The following is a 3,828-nucleotide window of genomic DNA, read 5'->3' as shown; positions in this document are numbered from 1 at the left end:
CGCTTGCGCGACCGGAGCGCACGCCGCACGTGCCCCCGTGACGCAAACGGATCCCGATCGCCGCGCGAGCAGCCGCTTGCGTCACGCGAACCGCGCGCCTACGCCAGCGCGGCGGCCGGCGACGTCGTGCGGCGCATTGTTGTCGCGACCAGGGTCACCACGAAAGCCAGCACCGCCCAGACGGCGAGGGCGACGAGGGGGGTGCCGACGGCGCCCGAGGTGATCGCGCCGAGGAACGCGGTCATCGCCGGCGAGGTCGGCAGCAGGGCCGCGAGGTCCGCGAGGAATCCCGGCGTCGTCGAGACGATGCTCACGGCGATCGCGAGGGCGCCCGCGATCGCGGCGATCCAGCGCCCGACCCCTCCAAGCACCGCCGCGAGGGCCTGATGGATCGCGGCGAACGCGACCCCGGCCGCGGCGGCGACGCCCACGAGCGCCCACGACTGCGCGGCCGTGTAGTCGCCGACCCACACCACGATGCCCGAAACGAGGAGGCCCTGGACGAGCCCCACGATCCCGCCCGGCACGAACCCGCGCAGGGCGAGCGCGAACGACGACCGGCGCGAGGTCAGCGCGCGCGAGGTCACGGGACGGAAGGCGAGGAAGGTTGCGAGGGATCCGAACCACAGCACGATCGCCGCGAGCAGCGGGATCGCGCCCGAGCCGAACAGCGACAGGCCGTTGTCGTCGGTGCCCACCGGAGCGCGCACGACGGAGGCGACGTTCGTCGCCTCGTCGCCCTCGAAGCTCGGCAGCTGGTCGACCGCCGTCGTGAGCCCGTCACCGAGCTCCGATGCGCCGTCGCCGAGCTGGCCGATGCCGTTCGCCAGCTCGCCCGCGCCGTCCGCGAGCGACGTCGCGCCGTCGGCGAGCAGGGGGGTGCCGGATCCGGCCTCGCGCGCACCGTCGCCGAGCATCGCGACGCCGTCGGCGAGCGAGTACGTTCCCGTCATCACCTGCATCGCTCCGTCGCCGAGGTCGGCCGCGCCGCCCGCGAGCTCGGTCGTGCCGGTGGCGAGCTGGGTCGCGCCCTCCGCGAGGGCGGATGCGCCGGGTGCGAGCTGCGCCGCCCCGTCTGCAAGAGCGGAGGCACCGGGCGCGAGCTGGGCGGCCCCATCGGCGAGCTGGGTCGCGCCCTCCGCGAGCGCGGAGGCGCCGGGTGCGAGCTGCGCGGCCCCGTCCGCAACAGCGGACGCACCGGGTGCGAGCTGGGCGGCTCCGTCAGCGAGCTGCGTCGCGCCGCCTGCGAGCTCGGTCGCCCCGTCCGCCAGGGGTGCGACGCTGCCGGAGAGCGTCGCGGCGCCGCCGGCGACCTGCTGCGCGCCGTTGTCGGTCTGCACTGCGGCATCCGAGAGAGCGGCGGATCCGTCCGCGACGCCGCGAGCCCCCTCGGTCAGAGCGGCCAGCTGGGCGCAGAACTCGTCGCCCGCGCCAGTGAGGCCGCAGCTGGCGGCGAGCTGTTCCAGACCCGACGCGACGTCATCTGACGATTGCGCGAGGCCGGGTTGATCGGCAGACCCGCTGAGGCCCGCACGCAGCCCCGCCGTGCCGGTGGCGACGCCGGCCGCGCCGTCCGCAAGGTCGGAGGTGCCCGACGAGAGCTGGGATATCCCGTCCGAGAGCGCGGTCGCGCCGCCGGCCAGATCGGACGCGCCCGTGCTGAGCTCGCCCACGCCGCCCGCGACTTGGCCGGCGCCGTCCGAGAGGCCGGCGACCCCATCGGAGACCTGCGCCGCGCCGTCCGCGAGCTCGGATGCGCCCGAGTCGAGGCCGGCGACGCCGCCCGCGACTTGGCCGGCGCCGTCCGAGAGGCCTGCGACCCCGTCGGAGACCTGCGCCGCGCCGTCCGCGAGCTGGGTCGCTCCGCCGGACAGCTGCGTCGCCCCGTCCGAGAGGGCATACGCGCCGTCGGCCAGGTCCCCGGTTCCTCCCGCAAGCTCGCGAGCTCCCGTTTCGGCGGTATCCGCACCCGTCGCGAGCTGGTCGATGCCGTCGCCGAGCTGGCGCACCCCGTCTCCGAGTTCGCCCGCGCCGTCGCCCAGCTGCACGGCGCCGTCCTGGGCGGAGGCGGCCCCGTCGGCCAGCTCGGTGGCGCCGTCGGCGGCCTCGCCGAGCTGGGATCCCATGTCGTCGAAGCTCACGAAGACGTTCTCGAGCGTGGCATCCGACAGTGTCGCGCCCATCGTGTCGGCGGCGATCGACGACACCTGCTGCATGATCGCGCTGTCGAAGATCCGCGCGTCGTCGGCCGTTCGTACGTCGATCGTCGCGACCGACGGATCGCCCTTCCCCTGGATCGCGTCGGCCGACGACATCGCGGCCTCGCTGAACGCCTCGGGGATCGTCACGACGGCCTGATACGTGCCGTCGGCGACGCCGTCCGAGGCGTCGCTTTCGTTCGAGACGACCCAGTCGATGTTGCTGTCGACGTCATCGGATCCCTCGACGAGGCCCGCCGCGAGCTGGCGTCCGAGCGGGGCGAGCTGACCGTCGATCTCGACCCCGTCATCGAGGTTGACGATGGCGGCCGACATGTTCTCGAGCCGGTCCGTGGGCGTGTTCAGTGCGGCCACCAGGACGCCGCCGATGACGGCGGGCAGCAGCAGGACGCCGCCGATCGTCAGCCACGTGACGGGGCGCGTGGTGCGGGCGCGTTCGATGAGAGTGGTCATGCGTTCACCTCGGGACGTGCGGCGCCCGCGGGCGCCGCGTCGAGAACGGTCGCGCCGGGCCAGCCGGCGTCGGAGAGAAGGTCGGTCGCGGATGCGGCATCCGCGCTCGTGAGGATCACCGTGAGCGGTTCGCGTGCGGATCCGCGCGCGTGCCGCAGGGCCGCGAGAATGTCGTCCCGCTCGGCGGGCAGGTCCACGGCGTCGATCGCGACGATGCGCGCCCTGCCGTCGGCGGCCTCGATCAGCGACGCGGAGCGATCCGCGCCGGCCAGCGAGACGGCGACGTGCGAGCGCACGGCGGATCCGCGCCCGGGCAGAAGGTGCCCCGCGACGCGCAGCCGGCTGGTCTCATCGGGAGCGAGGCGACCGGCAACGGCGAGCAGAACGGATCGCGCGGCGCGCGGATCCTGCGACGTCACGACGAGCGCGTCGCCCGGCTGGACCCGCATGCTCACGCCCGCGACGAGCTGCTCGTCGCCGACGGTGATCGCGAGGTCGTCGGCTGCGATGACCGAGCGCTCGTCGGGCGACGGCCAGTTCGCGAGCTGATCCTCGCGTTCGACGGCCTCGCCCTCGATGTCGAAGTGCGGCAGCCGCTTCTCGAGCCACGCGGGCATCCACCACGCGTGCTTGCCGAGCAGCGCCATGACGGCGGGCACGAGGGTCATCCGGATCACGAACGCGTCGACCGCGATTCCGACGGCGAGCGCCAAGGCGATCGGCTTGATGTTGATGTCGCCCTCGGGCACGAACGCCGCGAACACGGCGAACATGATGATGGCGGCGGCCGTCACGACGCGCGCCGAGGCGGCGTATCCGCTCTTGACCGAGTCGATCGCGACCTCGCGGGTGGCGCCGAGCTTGCGCGAGGCGTGCACGAAGTCCTCGCGCATGCGTGAGACGAGGAAGACCTCGTAATCCATCGCGAGGCCGAACAGCACGCCCATCACGACGATCGGCATGAACGCGATCACCGGCCCCGTCTTCGAGACCTGCAGCAGGTCGGCGCCCCATCCGAACTCGAACACCATCGCCACCACGCCGAACGCGGCCACGATCGAGAGCAGGTATCCGGCGGCCGCCTTGAGCGGCACCCAGATCGACCGGAACACGATCATCAGCAGCACGAAGCTCAGCCCGACCACGAAGATGCCGA

General features: G+C 73.5%; 2 protein-coding genes. Both read right to left on the bottom strand.

Features of this window, described 5'->3' with window-relative positions:
* Window positions 1–98: 98 nt before the first annotated feature.
* Window positions 99–2,672 carry a YhgE/Pip family protein gene (locus ACTIAO_RS16980; RefSeq protein ID WP_441845377.1) on the bottom strand — a complete coding sequence of 858 codons (2,574 nt, stop codon included), beginning with the start codon at window positions 2,670–2,672 and terminating at the stop codon, window positions 99–101.
* Window positions 2,669–3,828 (bottom strand): MMPL family transporter (locus ACTIAO_RS16975; protein ID WP_441907282.1); only part of this gene is annotated, 1,160 nt, incomplete at its 5' end. The genes ACTIAO_RS16980 and ACTIAO_RS16975, both read right to left, overlap by 4 nt.

Origin of the sequence: Microbacterium sp. (assembly GCF_052099035.1) — a bacterium.
Taxonomy (GTDB): domain Bacteria; phylum Actinomycetota; class Actinomycetes; order Actinomycetales; family Microbacteriaceae; genus Microbacterium.
The sequence above is the reverse complement of the archived record's forward strand: the minus strand, read 5'-3'. Positions and strand labels throughout refer to the sequence as shown.

Excerpts from the sequence above, each read along its gene's own strand:
- ACTIAO_RS16980 (WP_441845377.1), bottom strand. The coding sequence starts at position 2,672 with ATGACCACTCTCATCGAACGCGCCCGCACCACGCGCCCCGTCACGTGG.